The 22,722-nt window shown below is 63.6% G+C and carries 19 protein-coding genes and 1 tRNA gene; 15 read left to right on the plus strand and 5 right to left on the minus strand.

Annotated elements, in window-relative coordinates; genetic code table 11:
* The first annotated feature begins 56 nt into the window (after nucleotides 1-56).
* Nucleotides 57-1,340: an alginate export family protein gene (locus K426_RS08335; RefSeq protein ID WP_066555884.1), complete on the plus strand. Its 1,284-nt coding sequence runs from the start codon at nucleotides 57-59 to the stop codon at nucleotides 1,338-1,340.
* A gap of 121 nt (nucleotides 1,341-1,461) precedes the next feature.
* Complete coding sequence (locus K426_RS32840; protein ID WP_257721809.1) at nucleotides 1,462-1,587, plus strand: hypothetical protein; 126 nt, start codon at nucleotides 1,462-1,464, stop codon at nucleotides 1,585-1,587.
* Between the two features lie 164 nt (nucleotides 1,588-1,751).
* On the opposite strand, the gene K426_RS08340 is transcribed toward K426_RS32840, so the two are convergent.
* The 3 genes from K426_RS08340 to K426_RS08350 all read right to left on the minus strand — a co-directional run bounded on the left by K426_RS08340 (nucleotide 1,752) and on the right by K426_RS08350 (nucleotide 3,708).
* A tRNA-Pro gene (locus tag K426_RS08340) sits at nucleotides 1,752-1,828 on the minus strand.
* A 134-nt stretch (nucleotides 1,829-1,962) separates the two neighbouring features.
* Complete coding sequence (locus tag K426_RS08345; protein ID WP_046762803.1) at nucleotides 1,963-2,175, minus strand: hypothetical protein; 213 nt, start codon at nucleotides 2,173-2,175, stop codon at nucleotides 1,963-1,965.
* Nucleotides 2,176-2,331: 156 nt separating this feature from the next.
* Nucleotides 2,332-3,708, minus strand: a complete 1,377-nt coding sequence (locus K426_RS08350; RefSeq protein ID WP_066555886.1) for a M28 family peptidase — start codon at nucleotides 3,706-3,708, stop codon at nucleotides 2,332-2,334.
* 100 nt (nucleotides 3,709-3,808) lie between these two features.
* Here K426_RS08350 and ettA point away from each other — a divergent pair, with 100 nt between their 5' ends.
* Nucleotides 3,809-5,494, plus strand: a complete 1,686-nt coding sequence (gene ettA, locus K426_RS08355; protein WP_066555887.1) for an energy-dependent translational throttle protein EttA — start codon at nucleotides 3,809-3,811, stop codon at nucleotides 5,492-5,494.
* A 382-nt stretch (nucleotides 5,495-5,876) separates the two neighbouring features.
* Here the strand turns inward: ettA and K426_RS08360 are convergent, their stop codons facing one another.
* Together K426_RS08360 and K426_RS08365 are read right to left on the minus strand one after the other, a co-directional pair.
* Nucleotides 5,877-6,167, minus strand: coding sequence for an acyl carrier protein (locus K426_RS08360; protein WP_066555889.1), 291 nt, complete (start codon nucleotides 6,165-6,167; stop codon nucleotides 5,877-5,879).
* A 28-nt stretch (nucleotides 6,168-6,195) separates the two neighbouring features.
* The gene (locus K426_RS08365; RefSeq protein WP_066555890.1) at nucleotides 6,196-7,203 is read right to left on the minus strand and encodes a GNAT family N-acetyltransferase; all 1,008 of its coding nucleotides are present in this window, start codon (nucleotides 7,201-7,203) and stop codon (nucleotides 6,196-6,198) included.
* A gap of 49 nt (nucleotides 7,204-7,252) precedes the next feature.
* On the opposite strand from K426_RS08365, the gene K426_RS08370 reads away from it, so the two are divergent.
* The 12 genes from K426_RS08370 to K426_RS08425 all read left to right on the plus strand — a co-directional run bounded on the left by K426_RS08370 (nucleotide 7,253) and on the right by K426_RS08425 (nucleotide 22,683).
* Nucleotides 7,253-8,806: an acyl-CoA ligase (AMP-forming), exosortase A system-associated gene (locus K426_RS08370; protein ID WP_197672771.1), complete on the plus strand. Its 1,554-nt coding sequence runs from the start codon at nucleotides 7,253-7,255 to the stop codon at nucleotides 8,804-8,806.
* On the plus strand, nucleotides 8,803-10,035 hold the full coding sequence (locus K426_RS08375; protein WP_066555895.1) for a pyridoxal-dependent decarboxylase, exosortase A system-associated: 1,233 nt from the start codon (nucleotides 8,803-8,805) through the stop codon (nucleotides 10,033-10,035). The genes K426_RS08370 and K426_RS08375 overlap by 4 nt, the downstream gene beginning before the upstream one ends.
* 135 nt (nucleotides 10,036-10,170) lie before the next feature.
* Nucleotides 10,171-10,827, plus strand: a complete 657-nt coding sequence (locus tag K426_RS08380) for an XrtA/PEP-CTERM system exopolysaccharide export protein (protein ID WP_066561541.1) — start codon at nucleotides 10,171-10,173, stop codon at nucleotides 10,825-10,827.
* A gap of 1 nt (nucleotide 10,828) precedes the next feature.
* Nucleotides 10,829-12,340 (plus strand): XrtA system polysaccharide chain length determinant, encoded by a 1,512-nt coding sequence (locus K426_RS08385; protein WP_066555898.1) that lies wholly within the window; start codon nucleotides 10,829-10,831, stop codon nucleotides 12,338-12,340.
* A gap of 13 nt (nucleotides 12,341-12,353) precedes the next feature.
* On the plus strand, nucleotides 12,354-13,274 hold the full coding sequence (locus K426_RS08390) for an AAA family ATPase (protein ID WP_066555901.1): 921 nt from the start codon (nucleotides 12,354-12,356) through the stop codon (nucleotides 13,272-13,274).
* On the plus strand, nucleotides 13,271-14,860 hold the full coding sequence (locus tag K426_RS08395) for a hypothetical protein (RefSeq protein ID WP_066555903.1): 1,590 nt from the start codon (nucleotides 13,271-13,273) through the stop codon (nucleotides 14,858-14,860). The genes K426_RS08390 and K426_RS08395 overlap by 4 nt, the downstream gene beginning before the upstream one ends.
* Nucleotides 14,861-14,890: 30 nt before the next feature.
* The gene (locus K426_RS08400) at nucleotides 14,891-16,117 is read left to right on the plus strand and encodes an XrtA/PEP-CTERM system-associated ATPase (RefSeq protein ID WP_066555905.1); all 1,227 of its coding nucleotides are present in this window, start codon (nucleotides 14,891-14,893) and stop codon (nucleotides 16,115-16,117) included.
* Between the two features lie 7 nt (nucleotides 16,118-16,124).
* Nucleotides 16,125-16,970, plus strand: coding sequence for an XrtA system polysaccharide deacetylase (locus tag K426_RS08405; RefSeq protein ID WP_066555907.1), 846 nt, complete (start codon nucleotides 16,125-16,127; stop codon nucleotides 16,968-16,970).
* The gene (locus K426_RS08410; protein WP_066555909.1) at nucleotides 16,967-18,028 is read left to right on the plus strand and encodes a FemAB family XrtA/PEP-CTERM system-associated protein; all 1,062 of its coding nucleotides are present in this window, start codon (nucleotides 16,967-16,969) and stop codon (nucleotides 18,026-18,028) included. Before K426_RS08405 ends, K426_RS08410 begins: the two co-directional genes overlap by 4 nt.
* Nucleotides 18,025-19,254 carry a TIGR03087 family PEP-CTERM/XrtA system glycosyltransferase gene (locus tag K426_RS08415; protein ID WP_066555911.1) on the plus strand — a complete coding sequence of 410 codons (1,230 nt, stop codon included), beginning with the start codon at nucleotides 18,025-18,027 and terminating at the stop codon, nucleotides 19,252-19,254. Before K426_RS08410 ends, K426_RS08415 begins: the two co-directional genes overlap by 4 nt.
* Complete coding sequence (gene xrtA, locus K426_RS08420; RefSeq protein WP_066555913.1) at nucleotides 19,251-20,777, plus strand: exosortase A; 1,527 nt, start codon at nucleotides 19,251-19,253, stop codon at nucleotides 20,775-20,777. Before K426_RS08415 ends, xrtA begins: the two co-directional genes overlap by 4 nt.
* A 10-nt stretch (nucleotides 20,778-20,787) precedes the next feature.
* Entirely contained in the window at nucleotides 20,788-22,683 is a 1,896-nt protein-coding gene (locus K426_RS08425; RefSeq protein ID WP_066555915.1) for an XrtA/PEP-CTERM system amidotransferase, read from the plus strand.
* Nucleotides 22,684-22,722 lie beyond the last annotated feature (39 nt).

The following is a 22,722-nucleotide window of genomic DNA, read 5'->3' on the forward strand; positions in this document are numbered from 1 at the left end:
TCGAGAGGATGCCCTGAAAGGCCCAAAGAGCCATCGGGAGCAATGAAGGGGGATTTATGCGTAGAGTTTGTTTCTTGTTGTCGGCTTCGGCCCCAATAATGGGGTTGTCCGCGATCGCGGCACCGGCGCTGGCGCAGGACGTGGTGTTCAAGCCGATCGTCGAAGCGCGGCTGCGTTACGAGACGGTCGATCAGGCCGGCCCGGCGCCTCTCACCAGCAGCCGCGACGCTGAAGCGGTGACGATGCGGGTGCGCGCGGGTGGCGAAATTTCCAAGGGGCCATGGGCTTTCCTGGCGGAAGCGGAAGGCACTCTGGCGATCAACGAGGATTATAATAGCGGCGTCAATGGGAAGACGCTCTATCCGATCGTCGCTGATCCGGAAAATGTCGAGGCTAATCGGGTGCAGATCCAGTATCGCACCAAGCCTCTGATCGTGACCGTCGGACGCCAGCGGATCAATCTGGACGATCAGCGTTTTGTCGGATCGGTCGCATGGCGGCAGAATGAACAGACTTTCGATGCGGTGCGCGTCGAATATATGGGCGTGAAGAACCTCAAGGTCGACGTCACCTATGCGATTTCGGCGCGGACCATCTGGGGCATTGACGGCGGCAAGTTCGGATCGACCAACCGGCCGACGAACATCGACGGCGACAATGTCTTCGCCAATGTCTCCTACAAGACGAAGCTGGGGACGCTGACCGGCTTTGCCTATCTGGTGGACGAGGATGAAGCCGTCGTCGCGCTGCGGCGGAACAGCAGCCAGACCTATGGCGCGCGTTTCATGGGCGCCGTGCCGTTCACGAAGAAGGTGAAGCTCAGCTACCTCGCCAGCTATGCGCGGCAGAGCGACTATGCGACCAATCCGGTCGATTATTCGGCGGACTATGTCAGCGCGGAACTGGGGCTGGACGTCGCTGCCTTCAAGCTGACGGGCGGCTATGAACTGTTGGGGTCAGATGCGGGTGCGACCGGGATTGCGGGTGGTTTCGCTTTCCAGACGCCTTTTGCGACGCTGCACAAGTTCAATGGCTGGGCCGACAAGTTCCTGACCACGCCGGGCACGGGCATTCAGGACTATTATGCCGGGATCGCCTATACCGTGCCGAAGCTGGGCAAGGCCGGGCCGCTGGTGGCGTCCTTCACCTATCATCACTTCAGCAGCGACCGGCTGTCGATCCATTATGGCGATGAATATAATGCGCAGGTCACGATGAAGCTGAACAAGCATCTGAGCGCGCTCGTCAAATATGCCGATTATGATCGTAAGGGGATCGCCAGCTACACCGGCGATGCCGACACCAAGAAATTCTGGGCGCAGATCGATTACGCGCTCTGAGTTGTAACGGCGGGGCGACGCCGCCGTTGTCTGGGGCGCCATCGCTGCCGGGTCTTGGAAGGACCGGCCGCGATGGTGTTCTGACTATGTGAGGGCTGCGCTTCGTTCGAAATTGCGCCCAATGAAGAAGCCGCTGCGCCCGCAAGTCGAGCGCCGCGGCTTTTTTATTGGGCGTGATGCATGGGGGGGCAGACAGGCAGCCGCAACCGATGAAATCGCGGAACATCTGCGCAGCTTCGGCAGTTGAATATGCGAGAGAATTAAAAGAGGATCGAGTCAGATGGGCAAAGGCATCTTGCTATGGCTGTTGGGCGTGCCCATCCCCGTCATCATCATTCTTTGGCTGCTGTTTCACTGATATGTGAAAGCCCGGCGTTCCATACCAAGCAAGCGGAAAACCATCGGGAAGGGTGGTCGGGGAGACAGGATTCGAACCTGCGACATCCTGCTCCCAAAGCAGGCGCGCTACCAGACTGCGCTACTCCCCGGCGCTCGCGGGCCTTAGCGGTGAAGCATGCGGCCCGTCAATCTCGCTTTTGACCCTTATGCCGTTGCCAGCATAGAAAAAGGGCGGATCGTACCAAGACGATCCGCCCTTTCGAAAATCTCGCTGAAGCGAAGATTACTTGGCGTTCGCGGCGTTGCCAGCGACGTTTGCAGCGTTCGCAGCGTTGTCGGCAGCGTTAGCAGCGTTGTCAGCAGCGTTAGCAGCGTTCTCGACGACGTTCTCAACAACAGCGTTCGAAGCGTTCGCGGTCTCGTTAGCCGGCTTCTCACCGCAAGCGGCGAGGGCCAGCAGGCCGGCCGAAGCGAAAACAACAGCGATCTTCTTCATTGTGTACGGCTCCCATAGCATTTTGCCGCGTCAGACACGTTAAATTCGTGACCTACGCGAGCGACCCGCATTAACGTGTGCGCTGCACAAATCAATGCTTTTCTGCGTCGGTGAAGCGACAGAATCACGCGACAGGGTGTTGTCTACAATAAAAGTTCAGTTACTGCCTAGCGATTCTGGCGCATTTGCGATTTCGTAAAGTGCAACTGCCCAGGCGGCGACATTCTGTTGAAGCTGTGCCGGATCGATCTTGTCCAACGTATCGTCGGGCGTGTGATGAATGTCGAAATAGCGGGTGCCGTCCTGCTGGAGATCAATTACCGGAACGCCCGCCTTCACCAGCGGTTCGATGTCGGAACCTCCGCCAGCGGGCAAACGACTGGCGCCGATGCCGAGCGGCGCCAGCCCAGCCGTGATCCGCCGGGCGAGAGCGTCTTGCCCCTGCGGCAGCTTGAAGTCGACGCGCCAGACGCGGTCTGCGCCAAAATCCGATTCCATCACCATGGCGTGGGCTTCTTTTCCATGAGCGTCGAAATAGGCGCGGCCGCCATTGCCGCCCACTTCCTCCGCACCCGCCATCAGCAGGCGGATGGTGCGGCGGGGCGTCCCGGCCTTGGCAGCCTGCAGCGCGGCGGCCGCCACGATGCCGCAGCCCGCGCCGTCGTCGATCGCGCCCGTGCCCTGGTCCCAACTGTCGAGATGGCAGGCGGCGACGACAACGCCCGCCTGCGGATCGCTGCCGGGGATTTCCGCGACGACGTTGCCCGAGGGATGGTCCTTCAGCATTTTCGAGGTGAGCGTCAGGTGAAGCCGCACCGGCAGACCGCGCGAGACCATGCGGGCGAGTTGTTCGGCATCAGGCACGCTGAGCGCGGCGGCGGGAATGGGTTTGACGCCATCGGCCCACATCTGGACGCCCGTATGGGGCTGGCGATGATTGTCCGTGCCGATGGAGCGGATCACTATGGCGATGGCGCCCTTTTTCGAGGCGATGCTTGGCCCCTGGCGGCGGGTGGCGCCGAAATAGCCATAGGAGCTGCCGTCCTGGGTCGGGTGCATGGCGTGGCTGACGAAGGCGATCTTGCCTTTTAGGCTCCCTTCGGGTGCGGCTTCAAGGTCGGCAAGGGCAGGAAAATAGACGATTTCGCCTTCGATCCCCTTGTCCGAAGTGGAAGCGCTGTTGCCCAGCGCGGCGAGGACCAGATTTTGCGGGAAGGGCGAGATCACGCGGGCTTCTTCATGGCCACGCAGCCAGACGGGCATGGTGTAGGGTTCGGCACGGACGTTGGAGAAGCCCAGGCTTTTGAGTTTTGCCACGGCCCAGTCCCGCGCGCGGGCTTCCTGTGGCGTGCCTGCGGGGCGGGGCCCTATTTCGGTCGTGAGGCCTTCGGTGAAATCCATCGCGACCCCGTCCGTCAGGGCGGACGCGCGAATCGCGTCCACACCGGAAGGCGCGGCGGTGAGAGGAAGGACGGGGGTGAAGATGCTGCCGAAGAGAAGGGCGGCAAGCGTGCCCGATCGGATTTTCTGCATGGGTGAAGGCTTAGCGAGCCATCCCCCATTTGCCAACGCGTTCCGGCTCCGCTAACTCCGCCCCGATTTTAACGTTTGTCCTTTCGGAGCTGCTTCAGCCATGTCCGCCTCATCGCAATATGCCTTCGTCATGAAAAACATGACCAAGAGCTTCCCCGGCGCCCAGAAACCGGTGCTGAACGGTATCAACCTGCAATTCTACCGCGGTGCCAAGATCGGCATCGTCGGCCCCAACGGCGCGGGCAAGTCGACGCTGATGAAGATCATGGGCGGCATCGACAAGGATTTCACCGGGGAAGCCTGGCCGGGCGAGAATATCACGGTCGGCTATCTGCCGCAGGAGCCGCAGCTCGACACCAGCAAGAACGTCCTTGAAAACGTCAAGGACGGCGCGCGCGAGATCGCGGACAAGATGGACCGCTTCAACGAGATCAGCATGATCATGGCCGACCCGCCGGAGGATGCCGATTTCGACGCGCTCATGGAGGAAATGGGCACGTTGCAGGAGCAGATCGACGCGGTCGACGGCTGGACACTCGACAACCAGCTTGAAATCGCGATGGAAGCGCTGCGCTGCCCGCCGTCGGACTGGTCGGTCGAAAGCCTGTCGGGCGGTGAAAAGCGCCGCATCGCGCTGACCCGGCTGCTGATCCAGAAGCCGGACATCCTGCTGCTCGACGAACCGACCAACCATCTTGATGCCGAGAGCGTCGAATGGCTGGAAAACCACCTCAAGGAATATGCGGGCGCGGTGCTGATGATCACCCACGACCGCTATTTCCTCGACAATGTCGTGGGTTGGATTCTCGAACTCGATCGCGGCAAATATTTTCCCTATGAGGGCAATTATTCGACCTACCTTGAAAAGAAGTCCCAGCGTCTGGAGCAGGAATCCCGCGAGGAATCCGGCCGCCAAAAGGCGATCAAGGACGAGCTGGAGTGGATTCGCGCTGGCGTCAAAGGCCGCCAGACCAAGTCTAAGGCGCGTATCAAGAAGTTCGAGGAACTGGTCGCCGGGCAGGAGAATCGCACGCCGGGCAAGGCGCAGATCGTCATCCAGGTGCCCGAACGTCTCGGCGGCAAGGTGATCGAGTTCAAGGGCATCAGCAAAGCCTATGGCGACAAGCTGCTGTTCGAGGATCTCTCCTTCCTGTTGCCGCCGGGCGGCATCGTTGGCGTGATCGGGCCGAACGGCGCGGGTAAATCCACGCTGTTCCGTATCATCACTGGCCAGGAGACCCCCGATTCGGGTGAGATCGACATCGGTTCGACCGTGCGTCTGGGCTATGTCGACCAGAGCCGCGATCATCTCGACCCGACGAAAAATGTCTGGGAAGAGGTTTCGGATGGCCTCGATTATGTGAAGGTCAACGGCCACGACATGTCGACGCGCGCCTATGTCGGCGCCTTCAACTTCAAGGGGCAGGACCAGCAGAAGAATGTCGGCAAGCTGTCTGGCGGTGAGCGTAATCGCGTCCACATCGCCAAGATGCTGAAGAAGGGCGGCAACGTGCTGCTGCTCGACGAACCGACCAACGACCTCGACGTCGAAACGCTGGCGGCGCTCGAAGAGGCCATCGAGAATTTCGCCGGCTGCGCCGTGGTCATCAGCCACGACCGCTTCTTCCTCGATCGTCTGGCGACTCATATCCTGGCCTTCGAAGGCGACAGCCATGTCGAATGGTTCGAGGGCAATTTCGAAATGTATGAAGAGGACAAACGCCGCCGTCTGGGCGATGCGGCGGACCGTCCGACGCGATTGGCTTACAAGAAGCTGACGCGCTGATTTTTCCGGTGCAGTGCGACGGCGTTAATCAGGTTGCAATGATTGCAATTCCGGTTTCTCATTTCGCACTTGCGAAATAACATGTTGCACTGCATATGGAGGAGGCCTTTCAGGCATCCTCTCCTAAAACTTTCAGGCCGGTCCCATAGGGATCGGCCTTTTTTTCTTTGCGGAAGTGAATGGCGTGTTTTGGCCATTTGCGGACATTTTCGAAGTTCGTCATCCCCGCGAAGGCGGTGATCCATCTCCTGACCTACCGCTTGATGCAACGCTGGGAGATGGATTCCCGCCTTCGCGGGAATGACAAAATAGGAAGCGTCCGCCTTCCACCCATTCGAGAGAATCTGCGAAAATGCAGAAGCGCGCTTTTAAATCCGGAAATTCAGTTCCCGACCTTAGCCCGCGCGAAGGCTACCAGCGAACCGAAAGTCTCGAACGTATCGCCATCAATATCCTCATCTTCGATGAGAATAGCGAAACGGTCTTCCATTTCGGTGAGCAGGCCAGCGACAGCCATGGAATCGAGTTCCGGCAGCGCGCCGAACAGCGGCGTATCCGCCTCGAACGCATCGACCCGGTCCTGGGACAAGGCCAGCACATCGCGCAGCAGCGCGCGCATCATTGTTTCGATATCCATTGCCCGGTCGACCGGTTGTATATTGTCCGCCCGCATGATGGGCGCCTACCTAATCGTTCCGCCGCTAACCTACAAGCGCGGAAATGGCCGTGCGCGCGGCGGGGAGCCAGATGGAGGCGCGCCGGGGGTTGAAGAAATCGAGCCGGTAGAGCGTTTCCCGCTGCTCCATCCAGTCGGTCTTGTAGCCATTGTCGCCGGTGCCATAGTCGATCGTCGCGACATGATCGCGGTCGATGGCATGGGCGAACATGGCATGGCTGAGCAGGCTGCCGGGTGAGGCGCCGTCGAAGGCCTGATCATGGGCCAGCTTGTGGATCAGCGCGGCGCCGTTTTCCACGGTCCAGAGTTGAGTCGCCACCGGCTGATCCTCCAGCCTTGCGAAACCCAGGCGGAGCGTGCCGGCGGCGCTTTCCCGGGCGGCAAGGGCGTGGAGGAAGGATAGGTTCGCTTCAGGCTGTTTCCAGCTTCGGTTATGGACGGCGACATAATCGCGCCACAGCGCATCGGTCAGCCGGTCCGCGATGCTGAGGGTGAAGCGGCTGGCGCGGCTTTTGCGCGTGATCAGCGTGCGCAGGCGGCCGGGTCTTTGCGCCCAATAATCCTCGAAAGTCCGGCCGTTCAGATGCAATATATGCCGTCCACCCATCGGCCGCCGGACGCTGAACCAGCCTGCGCGGCGGAAGGCGTCGAGCAGCAGGCCGGATGTCTCCGTCACCGGATAGAGGCCGATCTGGGCGCTGTCCTTCAGCAGATGCTGGGCGATGACTTCGATCAGGCGGCGGCGGACGGTCCAGTCGGTCGGGCCGAGGAAGATCGGCGTCCAGTCGAAGCTGTACCAGTTGGCAATCGCGCTCAGCCGTCCGGATTTGGGGGAGAGGAGGAATAGCCATGCCTGATGCTGCCCTTCCAACGCCTGGAAGATGCGGACATTGGTGGCGGGGAAGCAATGGGCGTGGAGCGATTCGAACCAGTCGATGCGGTCGAACAGCGATGGGGTGGAGGCGCGGTCGAGCGCAGTCCCGAGCGCTTGGCGCGCTTGTGTGACGCTGCGATATTCCCTTGCGACCAGCAAACCACTATCTCCACGGCGACAGCATGGCGTTTAGGAAAAAAGTCTGGAGATGGAGTTAAGCGATCCCCCAAAGCCGGTAACCGGACCGATGACGGTCGACGGCGCGGAAGTGCGGCCGATCGATCATCTGCTGCTGCGCGGCGATCCGGCGCGGCCGGCGCTGGACGGCCGATCGGGCAAGCAGACCTATGCCGAGCTGGAAGTGACGCTGGGCAGGCTGGCGGCATGGCTGGCGGGGTTTGGGCTGGAAAAGGGCGCGCGAGTCGCGAGCTGGATCGCCAAGGGGCCGGTGGCGGCGCTGATGCCGCTCGCCGCGCCGCGGGCGGGACTGGTGCATGTGCCGGTCAATCCGCTGCTCAAGCACGCGCAGGTGGCGCATATATTGGCCGACAGCGGCGCGTCGCTGCTGATCGGAACGGCGAGTCGGCTGACGACTCTGGGGGCGGGCGACGTGCCCGTGGGGTGCCGCCTGCACCGGGAGGACGATGCGGCATGCGCGATGAGCGGCGGCGAGGCGCTGGAGCCTTCCGACGCCGGATCGGATGACTTGGCGGCGATCCTCTATACCAGCGGCTCCACCGGGCGGCCCAAGGGGGTGATGCTGGGCCATGGCAATTTGTGGCTCGGTGCCGTGGCGGTCGCGGATTATCTGAAGCTGACGGCGGAAGACCGGACACTCTGCGTGCTGCCCTTCAGCTTCGATTATGGGCAGAATCAGTTGCTTTCCACCTGGTTCGCCGGAGGCTGCGTCTATCCGCTCGATTATCTGACGCCGCGCGATGTGGTGAAGTCGGTCGACCGGCGGGATATCACCACGCTGGCAGGCGTGCCGCCGCTCTGGGTGCAACTCGCTGAACTGGATTGGCCGGAGGAGGTGGCGGCGAAGCTCAGGCGGCTTACCAATAGCGGGGGGGCGCTGACCCGGCCTCTCGTGGCGAAATTGCGGGCCCTGTTTCCGCTGGCGGACCTCTATCCCATGTATGGGCTGACCGAGGCCTTCCGCTCGACCTATTTGCCGCCCGCGCTGGTGGACAGCCATCCCGACAGCATGGGATCGGCCATTCCCCATGCGGAGATATTGGTGGTGCGGCCCGACGGCAGCGTTGCGGGCGATGACGAGCCGGGCGAGCTGGTGCATTGCGGGCCGCTGGTGGCGCAGGGCTATTGGCGGGACGAAGCGCGTACGGCGGAGCGGTTCAAGCCGGCTCCCGCAGCGTCGCGCTATGGCGGCATGGCGGTATGGTCGGGCGATACGGTGCGGCGGGACGGCCAAGGCTTGCTTTATTTCGTTGGGCGCGACGATGCGATGATCAAGTCGGCGGGCAATCGCATCAGTCCGACCGAGATCGAGGAAGCCGCCGTCGCTGTCGAGGGTGTGGCCGAAGCGGTGGCGCTGGGCGTCAAGGATGAGCGATTGGGGCAGGCGGTGTTGTTGCTGTTGCGTAGCGCTTCGCCCGAACTAAAGGGCGAAGTTGAAGCGCGGCTCAAGGCTGAGCTGCCCAATTTCATGCAACCGCGCGAGATCGTCATGCTGTCCGAATTTCCCCGCAATCCCAATGGCAAGATCGACCGCGTGGCGCTGGCGAAGGAGTATGCCGCATGAAGCCGTTGGGACCGATCCCGCCCTTTTTCGAGGGCGAGGAGGGCATGTTGCTGATTGGCGGCAGCGGCGCGGCGAGCCTGGTCGATGAAGCGGGCGATACGCCGCTGTTCGTCTATGACATGGGGATCGTGGAGAGGCAGGTGCGCGCTTTTCGCGACGCCATGCCGTCTGCGTTGGCGCTCCATTATGCGGTGAAGGCGAATCCTTATGCGCCCTTGCTGGAGCGGATGGCGAAGCTGGTCGATGGCTTCGATGTGGCGTCGGGCGGGGAACTGGCGCGGGCGCTGGAAGCGGGAATGAGCGCCGCGCATATCAGCTTTGCCGGGCCGGGGAAGCGCGACGATGAATTGCTTGTCGCGATCGACAGCGGTGCGACGATCAACCTGGAATCGGAAGGCGAGGCGCGGCGGGCTATCGCGCTGGGCGAGCGGCGCGGGAAGACGCCGAAGCTGGCGGTGCGGGTGAATCCGGATTTCGACCTGAAAGGCTCCGGCATGCGCATGGGCGGCGGCGCCAAGCCCTTTGGCGTGGATGCGGAGCGGGCGGCGGATCTGGCGCGCTGGGTGATCGGGGCAGGGGCGGACTGGCGGGGATGGCATATCTTTGCCGGGAGTCAGGCTTTGGGTGCGGAAGCGTTGATCGAGACGCAGGCGGCGACCATCGGCCTTGCGACGCGCTTGTCCGAGGGGGTGGGCGTGACGCCGCCGCTGGTCAATCTGGGCGGGGGCTTCGGCATTCCCTATTTTCCGGGTGATGAGCGGCTGGATATTCGGCCCATCGGGGATGCGCTGGCTATGCTGCTCGACCGGCGGGAAGATATTCTGAAGGGCAGCGAGTTCGCCATGGAACTGGGCCGCTGGCTGGTGGGTGAGGCGGGAGTCTATCTGACCCGCGTGGTCGATGTGAAGAAAAGCCAGGGTGAAACCTTCGTCGTGGTCGACGGCGGGCTGCATCACCAATTGGCGGCCAGCGGCAATTTCGGCACGGTGGTCCGGCGCAACTATCCCATCGCCGTCGCCAACCGATTTGGAGAGTCGCCTGCGGAGGAAGCCGTGACGGTTGTCGGGTGCCTTTGCACCCCGATCGACAAGCTGGGGGACAAGGTCGCGCTGCCGCCCGTGGAGGAGGGCGACCTGATCGCGATCTTCCTGGCGGGGGCCTATGGCGCCTCTGCCAGCCCTGCCGCTTTTCTTGGTCATCCAAGTCCTCAAGAGCTTCTACTTGGCTGATTTGCCAATAACTTAACTCCTAACGGTATCTTTACCCTTTGCGGGCAAGAAGGCGGTCAAAGCCCGTGCTTGACGGCCCGCCTTGCCCCCTTGGCGGCCCTTTGCGCGCGGCAAGCAAGCAAGAGGGTGAAGATCATGCGTTTCGTGTCGGTTTCCAGGGCGTTGATCGGCGCATCGCTGCCTGCTGTGGCTCTGTCGGCCATATTCCTGACAGGCTGTGCCGCGGGCGGTGGGCAGCAATTGCCGTCCGCGTCCTTCGTTTCGACCCAGGAGGGGCCGGGCGAGGAATATGTGATCGGGCCGCTGGACGACCTCACCATCTTCGTGTGGCGCAACCCCGATCTCGGCGCGAAGGTTCAGGTGCGGCCCGACGGGCGCATCACCACGCCGCTGATTTCGGACATGTCCGCCGTCGGCAAGACGCCCAAGCAACTGGCCGATGACCTGAAGGTCGCGCTGTCCAAATATATCGAAAATCCGCTGGTGTCGGTGATCGTCAACAATTTCTCCGGCACGTTCAGCCAGCAGGTGCGGATCGTCGGCGCGACGGAAAAGCCGGCCTCGATCCCCTATCGCGCGAACATGACGCTGCTGGATGCGATGATCTCCGTCGGCGGCCTCAGCGAATATGCGGCGGGGAACAAGGCGCGGCTGGTGCGCTTCAACCGCGAAACGGCCAAGCAGCAGGAATATCAGCTCCGCATCGGGGATTTGCTGAAGCGCGGGGACAGCAAGGCGAACGTCATGCTGGCGCCCGGCGACGTCATCATCATTCCCGAAAGCATGTTCTGACATGGCGGCGATCGTCGACGAACTGCTGGTCGTCCTGCATGGCATCTGGACCCGGCGCTGGCTGGCGCTGGGCGTCGCCTGGGGCGTGTGCCTGCTCGGCTGGCTGGGCGTGGCGCTCATCCCCAACAGCTATGAGTCCAGGGCGCGGGTCTATGTGAACACCCAGTCGCTGCTGGAGGACAAGGTGGGCATCACCCAGGTCCAGTCGCAGCAGGATCTGGACCGCGTGCGCCAGACGCTGGCCAGCACGGCCAATCTGGAGCGAGTGGTCAGGGAAACCGACCTGAGCCAAACCGTCGACGGTCCGCGCGACATGGCGGCGAAGATCACCAAGTTGCGCGAAGGCATTACCGTGGTCGCGCAGCTCGACCCCAGCATGATCGACATCAGCGCGACATCGGCGTACTCCGGCCTGTCGGACGGGGCCAATGCGCGCATATCGCAGCAGATCGTGCAGAAGCTGGTCGACATCTTCCAGGAAACCAACCTGTCGTCCGACAAGGTCGAGACGAAGCAGAGCCTGGCCTTTCTCGACCAGCAACTTGCCGAGCGGGGCAAGCAGCTTGCCACCGCCGAACAGCGCCGCGTCGAATTCGAACAGCGCTATGCCGGGATGCTGCCGGGTGCGGGATCGATCGGCCAGCGCATGGATGCGGCGCGGTCGGAGATCAATTCCATCGATTCGCAGCTTGTGCAGGCGCAGAGCGCGCTGGCGGCGATGAACGGGCAGTTGGCGGGTACGCCGCCGACCTTGCCGGGCATGGGCGCTTCGGGCGGGCCTTTGGCGCTGTCGCAGGCGCAGGCCGACCTTGCCTCCATGCGGGCGCGGGGCTTTACCAGCAGCCATCCGGACGTGATCGCGGCGCAGCGGCAGGTCGACCTGCTGCGCGGTCAGGGCAATGGCGGGGCGGGCAGCACCCCCAATCCGGCCTATCTCTCGATCAGGTCGATGCAGGCCGAGCGCGCCGCGACCGTGCAGGGACTTTCCGCACGGAAGGCGCAGTTGCAGGCGGATCTCAATGCCATGGCCTCGCGCCAGACGGATGAGCCGGGCCTTGCCGCAGAGCAGGAGCGGCTCGACCGCGACTATCAGGTGCTCAAGACGCAATATGACAAGATGCTTGGCGACCGCGAGGAAATCCGCCTGCGGGGCGATGTGAAGAGCGAGACGGGGTCGGTCCAGTTCCGCGTGATCAATCCGCCCAGCCTGCCCACAGCACCGGCCGCGCCCAATCGGCCGTTGTTGTTGCTGGCTGTGCTGATCGTCGGGATCGGCGCGGGCGTCGGGACGGCCTTCGCCATGGCGCAGCTCAAGGGCGGTTTCCCCAATGCGGCGCGGCTGGAGAAGGCGCTGGGCGTGCCGGTGATCGGATCGATCAGCCAGACCGTCAGCGCGGCGCAGGTCGCGTTGGAGAAGCAGCGGCTGAAATGGTTTGCGGGGGCCAGCGGTGCATTGGCGGCATTGTGCCTGCTGCTGGTCGTCATCGAATTTATCCAGCGCGGGCTGGCCTGAAGGGGGACGGACGATGAATAAGCACAAGTCCCTGTCCGGCGGCTCGCTGATCGAGCGGGCGACCGAGATTTACGATTTCAGCGCGGCTTTGCGTGGGCGCGCTGCGCCTGCGGTGGAAGTGCCGCAGGATGAAGCGGTCGTTGAGGTTGCTCAGCCTGCGCCGGTTGCCGTCGAGGTGCCGGAACCCGGCTATCGCGCGCCGGACTGGACCGGGCCGGTGCAGCCGATCGACCGGATCGCGTTGGTCGAGGCGGGCTATTTGCTGCCCGATGGCCCGGTCACTGCGATGAGCGAGGAATTCCGGCTGTTGAAGCGCGATCTGCTCGCGGAGCTGGCGGGCAATGCACGGGGCAACCGGGTTCTGATCTGCTCGGCCCATAGCGGCGAGGGCAAGAGCTTTTGCGCGATCAACCTGGCGCTCAGCCTGGCGGCGGAGAAGGAGCGGGAAATCCTGCTGGTCGACGCCGATTTCGGCAAGCCGGGGATTCCGGCAGCTCTGGGGCTGACGGCCGGGGCGGGGCTGATGGATGCGCTGGCCGATCCGGCGATTGCCATAGAGGACTGCGTGTTGCGCACGGACATTCCGTCGCTTTCGGTGCTTCCTGCTGGTCAACGCAGCAACAATGACACTGAATATCTTGCGTCGGCGCGGACGGAGATGTTGCTCAATCGGCTGACCGAAGGGCGGCCCGACCGCATCATCCTGTTCGATTCGCCGCCTCTGCTGGCGGCTTCTCCTGCGGCGGTGCTGGCGAGCCATGCTGCCGTCGCTCTGCTGGTGGTGCGGGCAGACCGGACCACCGAGAGTGCGCTGCGCGATGCGGCGGGACTGCTGAAGGGCGCGTCCAAGGTGAAGCTGCTGCTGAACGGCGTGCGCTTTTCGACCGGGGGGCGACGCTTCGGCAGCTACTATGGGCAGGGGAATGCGGGGTGACGATCTCTCGCTTCTCCCTTGTTCTTGCGGGGATCGCTTTGACCTCGCCTGCCTTTGCGCGGGACGAGCGGCGCAAGGTCGACGTCACGCCCTATCTCGGTATCGATCAGGTCGTGGTCGCGCCGATCAAGGGCGGCGGCGACGTGCTGACCTATACCAATGTCACCGCAGGCGTGACGGCCAGCGTGCAGACGCGCCGCATGGAAGCGTCGGCGGACCTGCAATATGCGCACAGCTTCGGCTGGGGCGATGACCTTAGCGATCAGGATATCATCAGCGGCATCGTCAGCGGGCAATATAGCGTTGCGCGCGGATTGACGCTGAATGCGGGTGGCCTTGCGACGCGGGTGCGGACCGATGGGCTGTCGGGCGCTTCGGTGCGCAACGATGGCTATAGCAGCCAGGTTTATGCTGCTTATGTCGGGCCGTCCTATATGACGCGGCTCGGTGATCTGGATATCAGCGCCTCCTATCGGCTCGGCTATGCGCGGGTGGAGGATGATCTTAGTCTGTCCGCTCCGGGCGCGCCGCAGGGGGGGGGATTTGCCGATTCGACGACGCACGATCTGATGGGTTCCGTCGGTGTCGGACCCGGCGTGTGGATGCCGCTCGGCCTTGTCGCCAGCGCGGGCTACAGCCGGGAGGATGCGAGCCAGCTCGACCAGCGGTTCGAGGACAAATGGGGCCGGATCGACGCGACGCTGCCGGTTTCGCCCACGGTCGCGCTGATCGGCGGCGTCGGCTATGAGAATATGAAGATCAGCCAGCGTTCGCCCTTGCTCGATGGCAATGGCGTGCCGGTGATCTCTTCTAGCGGCCGCTATGTCACCGATGAAAGTTCGCCGCGCCAGCTCATCTATGATTTCGACGACATCATCTGGGACGTCGGCGTGCTCTGGCGGCCGAGTCACCGCACCTCGCTGACCGCGCGGGTGGGCGAGCGCTATGGCGGCATGACCTATTCGGGCAGCTTCATCTGGCAGGGGCGCAACAAGTCCTTCGCTCTGGTGGTGTTCGACGGGATCGATAGCTTCGGACGGGTCATCACCTCCGATGTGGCGGCGCTGTCGGGCAGCAACCTCAATCTGGTGCGCAATCCCTTTACCGGCGACTTCACCGGCTGCGCTTTCTCCACAACCGGCGGCGGGCAGTGCTTCAACGATGCGCTGGCGGGCATAACGGGCGCCAATTTCCGCTATCGCGGCGTCGCGGCGCAATTTGCGGCGGAGCGCGGGCCGTGGGGCATGGGGATCGGCCTTGGCTATTCGCAGCGCAAGTTCGTGACGCCATCGGGTGAGACGGTGTTCGTGCGCGGGACCAAGGACCAGAATTGGTACGGCAATGCCTCGCTTACTTATCGCGTGGACAGCCAGTCGAGCATCGATACGGCGGTCTATGCCAATTATTTCGATGCCAGCGGCAATCGTCTGGACGTGCTGAATCTGGGCGCCTTCACCAGCTATTACCGGCTCGTCACGCGCAATCTTCAGGCGTCGGCCTCGCTCGGCATCGACAGTGCCAAGGCGGATCAGCTGGATGCCGTCATCAATGCCATGGGTCAGCTTGGCCTGCGCTATACATTTTAAGCAAATGCCCGATCGGGTGGAGAATTAGGCATGTACGATCAGTTCTACGGATTGCAGGGACGCCCGTTCCAGCTAACGCCGGACCCGCATTTCTATTTCGAGAGCGCGACCCATCGCAAGGCGCTGTCCTACCTCGGCTATGGTCTGGCGCAAGGGGAGGGCTTCATCGTCATCACCGGCGATATCGGCGCGGGCAAGACCACGCTGGTCGGGCACCTGATGAACACCATCGATCCCTCGCGGCTGACGGCGGTAAAGATCGTCTCGACCCAGGTGGAGGGCGACGACATGCTGCGCCTTGCCGCGCAGAGCTTTGGCCTTGCGGTGGATGCCATGCCCAAGGCGCAGATTTTGCGTCAGATCGAGGGCTATCTGCACACGCAGGCGCGGGCGGGGCGGCGGTCGCTGCTGATCGTGGACGAGGCGCAGAATCTGCCGATTTCCGCGATCGAGGAATTGCGGATGCTCTCCAACTTCCAATTGGGCGGGCAGTCGCTGTTGCAGATTTTCCTGCTGGGCCAGCCGGAGTTTCGCGATCTGCTGAAGTCGCCGGAACTGGAACAGCTTCGCCAGCGCGTGATCGCCACCCATCATCTTGATCCGATGATGCGGCGCGAAGTCGAGCCTTATATCCTCCATCGTCTGTCGCTGGTCGGCTGGAAGGGCGATCCGCAGTTCACGCCGGAGGCCTTCGCCGCCATCTATGCCGCGACGGGCGGCGTGCCGCGCCGGATCAACGTGTTGGTGAGCCGCGTGCTGCTGCTGGGCGCGCTGGACCAGCTTTCGGTGATCGATGGCGAGGTGGTCTATGCGGTCGTGGCCGATATGGGCGCGGACGCCGATGTGACGCCCGAGCCGATGGCGCATAGCGTGCTGGATGAGGCGGAGGAACTGGTCGAGGCGCCTGAAATCGCGCCCGCTCCGATTGTGTCGGATGAAGTTGCCGCGCTGCGGGCTGAGGTCGAAGCGCTGCGCGCTGCGCGGACGGAGCCGGCGATCAGCCTGCTGGATGAGATCGCTTCGCTTCAGGCGGAAATCGAGACGCTGCGGGCGGAGAATGATTTTGCCCGCGCCGCGCCGAGCGTCGATCCCGAAGCGCTCAAGGACTGCTTCACCCTGATCGAGGAAAGGCTCTCCACGCTGGAGTTCCGCGTGACCGAGCAGGATACCGCGCTGCGCCGGGTATTGACGCTGCTGGTCGAGTGGGTCGAGCGCGAGGAACGGATGGGCGACGCGCAGCACAGCGCCGCCGCCTGATCGGGTCATGCTGAACGCCCTGTCGGTCGATGTCGAGGACTGGTTCCAGGTCGGCGCGTTCGAGCGCACGATCCGGCGCGAGGATTGGGCGGGCCTGACCCACCGCGTCGAGCGCAACACCGACGAAGTGCTGGCGCTGTTCGATGAGGCCGGAGTCAAGGCGACCTTCTTCACTTTGGGCTGGGTGGCGGAGCGTTACCCGGCGCTGATGCGGCGGATCGTCGAGGCGGGGCATGAGGTGGCGAGCCACGGTTATGACCATGCGCGGGTGTTCACCTTCGACGGGGCGCAATTCCGCGCCGATCTGCGACGGTCGCGGGCGATATTGGAGGATGCGAGCGGGCAGGCGGTGACCGGCTATCGCGCGCCGAGCTTTTCCATCGACCGGCGCGTGCCCTGGGCGCATGAGGTGCTGGCCGAGGAAGGCTATGCCTATAGCAGCAGCGTCGCGCCGATCCGGCACGACCATTATGGCTGGCCCGAAAGCCCGCGCTTCGCCTGGAAGCCGGTGGCGGGATCGCCGCTGGTGGAACTGCCGGTGACGACGGCCAAGCTGGCTGGGCGGACTCTGGCGGCGGGGGGAGGCGGGTTTTTCCGGCTGCTGCCTTACGGCTTTTCGCGCTGGGCGATCCGGCAGGTGAATGGGCGCGACCAGCGGCCCGCGATCATTTATTTCCATCCGTGGGAGATCGATCCCGACCAACCGCGTGTGGAGGGCGCGCCGCTGCGGTCGCGCTTTCGTCATTACACCAATCTCTCGGTCATGGCCGACAAGCTGCGCCGCCTGACGCGCGATTTTTCCTGGGGCCGTGTGGACGCGCTGGCTGCGCAGGAAGCGGAGCGGGCGGCATGAAGACGGGGGAAGTTCTCGTCACGGCTCTGGACCTTGCCGATCCGGTTCAACGGGAGGCGGCGGATGCGTTTGTCATGGCGCATCCGGAGGGGACGCCCTTTCATCGCCCGGCCTGGTTGTTGGGTGTCGAGCGGGGGACAGGCAATCGCGCGCATATGCTGTCTGCGGTGGCGCCTTCGGGGCAGATCGTAGGCTTGCTGCCGCTGCATCATGTGAAGAGTGCGCTCTTTGGACAGGCTTTGGTGTCGGCGGGTTTTGCCGTCGATGGCGGGATTCTCGCGAGCGATCCGGGGGTGGTGTCCGCACTGGCCGCAGCCTGCGAGGGTGTGGCGCGGGATGGCAGCATTTCTTCGGTCGAGCTGCGCGGCGGGCCGGTGCCGGGCGAGGGTTGGGCTTTGCATGAGGGGAGCCATCTCGGCTTTTCGCGGCCGATTGCGAGCGACGATGAGGCGGAATTGCTGGCCGTGCCGCGCAAGCATCGCGCCGAATTGCGCAAGGCTCTGGCGAATGACGCGCTGCGGGTCGAGATCGGGCGGGAGGCGCGGCACCTGAAGGCGCATTATCGCGTCTATTCGGAAAGCGTGCGCAATCTCGGCACGCCGGTTTTTCCGGCGCGGCTGTTCCGCGAAGTGCTGGCAGCCTTTGGCGAGGATGCCGACATATTGGTGGTTTTGGAGGGCGATCGGCCGGTTTCGGCGGTGCTCACTCTCTATCATCAGGGGCGGGTGATGCCTTTCTGGGGCGGCGGGGTCGCGGATGCGCGGCGGCTGCGGTCCAATGAACTGATGTATTACCGGCTGATGAGTCATGGCCGGGATCGGGGGATGCGTGTCTTCGATTTCGGCCGGTCCAAGACGGGCAGCGGGCAGGCGGCGTGGAAGAAGAGCTTCGGCTTCGATCCTATGCCGCTTTCCTATCATAGCTGGTCAGCGACCGGCGAGCGGCGGGACATCAATCCCAACAGCCCGCAATATCAGCGGCGGATCGAGCTATGGAAAAAGCTGCCCTTGCCGGTCGCAAATTGGGTCGGGCCGTTCATTGCGCGGGGGCTGGGGTGACGGGGGAGATCCTCTTTCTCTGCCACCGCATTCCCTTTCCGCCGGATCGGGGGGACAAGATCCGCTCCTATCATCTGTTGGAGCGGATGGCGCAGATCGCGCCTGTCCATGTCGGCTGTTTTGCCGACGATGATCGGGATATCGGGTTTGCGCCCGACATGGCGAAGATGACGGCCAGCCAGTGCGTGCTGATGCGGGACCGTTCGCGGGCGGTGGCGGGGCTGAAAGGGTTAGCGACGGGGCAATCGCTGCTGGTGTCGCTGTTCGATCATCCCGGGTTACATCGCTGGGTAGCCAAGGTGCTGGCGGAGCGGCCCGTCAAGGCGGTTGTCACTTATTCCGCACAAATGGCGCATTTCGTGCCGGTGCTGCCGGACGGCGTGCGTTTCGTGATGGATTTCGTGGACTTCGATTCGGCCAAATATGCCGCTTATGGTGCGCAGGGGTCTGGCCCGATGGCCTGGATCAACCGGCGCGAGGCGCGGCTGTTGTTCGATTTCGAACGAAAGGTGGCGGAACGCGCCGACCTTTGCGCCTTCGTGAGCGAGGCGGAGGCGGCCCTGTTCCGGCAGGCAAGTGGTCTCGGACCGGATCGCATTGTTGGCATCGATAATGGCGTGGCGCTGGATTATTTCGATCCGGCGGCGGATTTTCCTTCGGTGGAGCGCCGGGGTGGGCCGTTGCTCGTCTTCACCGGGCAAATGGATTATCGCCCCAATATCGAGGCCGTCGAAAGCTTCGCGCGCGAGACGCTGCCCGCCATCCGCGACAAATGTCCGGAGGCGACCTTCGCGATCGTCGGCCGCAATCCCACCAGGCCGGTTCAGGCTTTGGCTGCGCTGCCAGGCGTGATCGTGACCGGGGCCGTGCCCGATGTGCGCGGCTGGCTGGCGGCGGCGGATGTCGTCGTGGCGCCGCTGCGGATCGCGCGAGGCATCCAGAACAAGGTGCTGGAGGCGATGGCGATGGCGCGGCCTGTGGTTGTTTCGCCCCAAGCCGCCGAAGGGATCGATGCGCTGGATGAGGAGCATCTCCTGATCGCCGCCGATCCTGCGCAGGAGGCTGCCAAGATCGTCGCATTGCTGTCGGACAGGGATCGCGCCGAACGTCTCGGTCGGGTTGCGCGGATGCGGATGGAGGAGCGCTATCGCTGGTCCGCGACGCTGGCCAAGCTGCCGGACATGCTGTTCGGATCACCGCCGACCGTCGACATGAGGGCTGCATGATCGATCGCGTCTTGCGGCTGGGGCCAGCCGAATCCGGACTGGCAGGCTGGCGCGGTCATCTGACGGCGCTTGCCATTATCGCCTTCACAATCCTCGCTTTGTTTCATCGCGATGTGCTGGGCATGATGGCGATCTGGTGGACCGCCTCCACCTATGGCCATTGCCTGTTCATTCCGATTCTGGTCGCATGGCTGGTGCAGCAGCGCTTGTCGGGTCTTCGCCAATTGCGGCCGACGGCATGGGCGCCGGGGCTGCTCTGGCTGTCGCTGGGAGCCTTTGCCTGGATGCTGGGCGCAGCTGCCGGGGTGGCGGTTGTGCGTCATGGCGCGCTGATCCTGATGCTTCAGGGAACGGTGGTCGCATTGCTCGGTCCGGCCGTGTCGCGGGCGCTTCTCTTTCCCCTATTCTACGCCTTTTTCATGGTGCCCCTCGGTGAGGAAATCGTCGCGCCCTTGCAGTTGGCGACGGCGCATATCAGCATGGTGCTGCTTGGCCTGACCGGCGTTCCCGCGCAGATGCAGGGCATCTTCATCACTACGCCCGGCGGCTATTTCGAGGTGGCGGAAGCCTGTTCCGGTGCCAAGTTCGTGATCGCCATGACGGCCTATGGCTTGCTGGTCTGTAATGTCTGCTTCAGCAGTTGGAAACGGCGGATCGCCTTCATGGCCGGAGCGCTTTCGCTGTCGATCCTGGCCAATGGGGTGCGGGCGTTCGCCACGATCTTCATCGCGGAGGTGACGACGATCGATGCGGCGGCGGGCTTCGACCATGTCGTCTATGGATGGGTGTTCTTTGCCGTCATTATGACGCTGGTCATGGCCACGGCCTGGCCCTTTTTCGACCGTAAGCCGGGCGATTCCTGGTTCGATTCCGATCGCTTGCGGCAAAGGGGAGGATCGGCCACGGGGGCGATTGCGGGCGGTGCATTGGCGATCATCGTCGCGGCGCCGCTGTGGCTGGCTGCAAGTGCTGCGACGGGAAAGCTGCTGCCCGGCGCGCCCGCCATGCCGCAGGTGAAGGGTTGGGTTCAGACGGATGAAGCATCGCTCCATCCCTGGCGTCCGCGCTTCGACGGCGCCGACTATCTGGCGATGGGGCGCTACCGCAATGCAAAAGGGCAGGTCGTCGACCTCGCCATCGCTACCTTCGACCGGCAGGATGAAGGCCGCGAACTGGTCGGCTTCGCGCAGGGGGCGGCCGATCCCGGCGGCGACTGGACGTGGTCGCAACCCGCGTCGGCCCCCGTCAATGCGCGGGGCGAGCAGATCACCGGCCCCGGTCGCGTGGTGCGCCATGTGGTGAGCTTCTATGTCGTTGGAAATGGTAATCCCACCGGCAGCGGGCATCTCGTGAAGTTGGAAACGATGAAGGCCCGTCTGCTGGGCGGCGACCAGCGTGCTGCCGCTATTTTGGTCTCGGCGGAGGAACGGGAAGGGGGCTCATCCGATGCCGCGATCACCGCTTTTCTCCATGATCTGGGCAATGTGAAGGATTTGGCTGACCGCAGCCTCGGAACCCGCTAAGACCCTTCGCATGTGCGGAATAGCGGGCATCTTCCACCTTGAAACGGCCAAGCCGGTCGATCCGGCGCGGGTCGGGCTGATGCTGGACGCCATGCCGTGGCGCGGGCCGGATGACAGCGGCATCTGGACCGCGCCGGGCGTGGGGCTGGGGCATTTGCGCCTGTCGATCATCGATCTCAGCAGCGGCGCGCAGCCGATGCTGACCGAGGATGAGAGTCTCGCCGTCGTCTTCAACGGTGAAATCTATAATTTCATGGAGGTCCGCGCGGAGCTGGAGGCCAAAGGCCATATCTTCCGCACGCATAGCGACACGGAAGTCATCCTCCACGGCTATCGTCAATGGGGCGAGGCCTGTGTCGAAAAGTTCAACGGCATGTTCGCCTTCGCCCTGTTCGATGCGCGGGCGCAGTCGCTCTGGCTGGTGCGCGACCGATTGGGCGTGAAGCCGCTCCATTATGCGCTGCTGTCGGACGGCAGCCTGATCTTCGGGTCGGAATTGAAGAGCCTGCTCGCCCATCCATTGCTGCGGCGCGCGCCGGACCTGTCGGCGGTCGAGGACTATCTCGCTTACGGTTACGTGCCCGACGATGCCTGCATGGTCGCGGGCGTGCGCAAGCTGGGGGCGGCGGAGACTCTGCGCATCGTGCGCGGGCGTCCCTTGCCGCAGCCGCAGCGCTATTGGGATGTGAGCTTTGCCGACCGTAGCAAGGCATCTCCGCAAGCGCTGGAGGAGGAACTGGTCGCGCTGATGCGGCAGGCGGTGCGATCCCGCATGGTGGCGGACGTGCCGCTTGGCGCATTCCTGTCAGGCGGGGTGGACAGCAGCAGCGTGGTCGCGCTGATGGCCGAGGCATCGAAACAGGCGGTCAAGACCTGCACCATCGGCTTCGATGTCAAGGAACTGGACGAAACCGCCTATGCCGATCGGATCGCGCGGCGCTTCGCCACCGATCATCGCTCGCGGATCGTATCGCCTGACGATTATGGGCTGATCGATACGCTTGCTGCTCATTTCGACGAGCCTTTTGCCGATGCCTCAGCTCTGCCGACCTACCGGGTGTGCGAATTGGCGCGGGAGCAGGTCACGGTCGCGCTTTCGGGAGACGGCGCGGATGAGGCCTTTGCGGGCTATAGGCGGCATCGCTTCCAGATGCAGGGGGAGCGGTTGCGCGGACTGATCCCGGCTTCGGTGCGTCAGCCCTTGTTCGGGACGCTGGGGCGCTATTATCCCAAGGCCGATTGGGCGCCGCGGGCGTTGCGAGCGAAGTCGACCTTGCTCGAACTGGCGGGGGAGGGCGGGGAAGCCTATGCCGCCTCGGTCGGGGTGACGCCGCATGCCTTGCGGCAGAAGCTGTTCAGCCAGGATATGAAGACGCGGCTTGGCGCCTATCGGGCGGAGGACCGTTACATCAAGGCCATGGGGGAGGCGCCTGCCCGCGACCCGCTGGACCGGGCGCAATATGCCGACATCCGCATCTGGCTGCCCGGCGACATCCTGACCAAGACCGACCGGATGAGCATGGCCGTCAGCCTGGAAGCGCGAGAGCCGCTGCTCGACCACCGGCTGGTCGAATTCGCCGCGCGCTTGCCGGTCGCCCAGCGGATCAGGGGCAATAGCGGCAAATATCTCATGAAGAAGGCGATGGAGCCTTATCTGCCGCAGGATATTCTCTACCGGTCGAAAATGGGCTTCGTGACGCCGATCAGCGCCTGGTTTCGGGGGCCGCTCGCCGGGGAGGCGACGGCGATCGCCGGAGGATCGGCGCTGGCGAAGACGGGCTGGTTCGATACCCGGATGCTGGGCAAGGTCGCGGCGGATCACAAGGCCGGGCTGGCCGATCACGGCCGGCTGCTTTGGCAGTTGCTGATGTTGGACAAGGCTTTGGGAAGGCTGTTTGCCCTTTGATCCGGCTTATACGTGCTCCTGCCTTCGCAGGAGCACGAT

Source organism: Sphingobium sp. TKS, from assembly GCF_001563265.1.
Taxonomy (GTDB): Bacteria; Pseudomonadota; Alphaproteobacteria; order Sphingomonadales; family Sphingomonadaceae; genus Sphingobium.